Origin of the sequence: Vibrio sp. R-1 (assembly GCF_035615595.1) — a bacterium.
Classification (GTDB): domain Bacteria; phylum Pseudomonadota; class Gammaproteobacteria; order Enterobacterales; family Vibrionaceae; genus Vibrio; species Vibrio cholerae.
In genome coordinates this window covers 1-493 of record NZ_WPDC01000305.1, presented here as the reverse complement: position 1 = coordinate 493, position 493 = coordinate 1, and the positions used below count along the sequence as shown (strand labels likewise).

1 protein-coding gene is annotated in these 493 nt (G+C 39.4%); it reads left to right on the top strand.

Annotated features, from left to right (window positions below):
• Positions 1 to 35: 35 nt before the first annotated feature.
• A partial coding sequence (locus GOU96_RS18250; RefSeq protein ID WP_324702119.1) for a GNAT family N-acetyltransferase occupies positions 36 to 493 on the top strand: 458 nt, incomplete at its 3' end.

Genomic DNA, 493 nt, shown 5'->3' with positions numbered 1-493 from the left:
AGGCGGGCGTTAGCTGAATGGTGGTAAATATCAGCATGATCGAAATTAGAATGTATCAAGAATCAGATGCGCATGATTTATGGGCTATTTTTTATCATACGGTTCGTAATGTGAACTTACGTGATTATTCGCAAGCCCAAGTTGAAGCATGGGCTCCAGATGATTTTTCTTCAGAGATTTGGCAACGAAAAATGAACTTGCTGTCACCTTTTGTGGCTGAAATTGATGGAAAAATTGTTGGTTATAGTGATCTTCAAGAAAATGGATTAATTGATCATTTCTTTTGTCACCATGAACATCAAGGTCGAGGAGTCGGACGACAGTTAATGGAACATGTACTCAGAATGGGTAAGTTACAAGGAATTACTAGGTTTTACTCTGAGGTGAGTATTACAGCTCGTCCGTTTTATGAGAGATTTGGGTTCAAGGTTACACAAGAGCAAACCATAGAAGTCCGCGGTCAAAAGCTGTGCAACTTTGTCATGGAGAAATT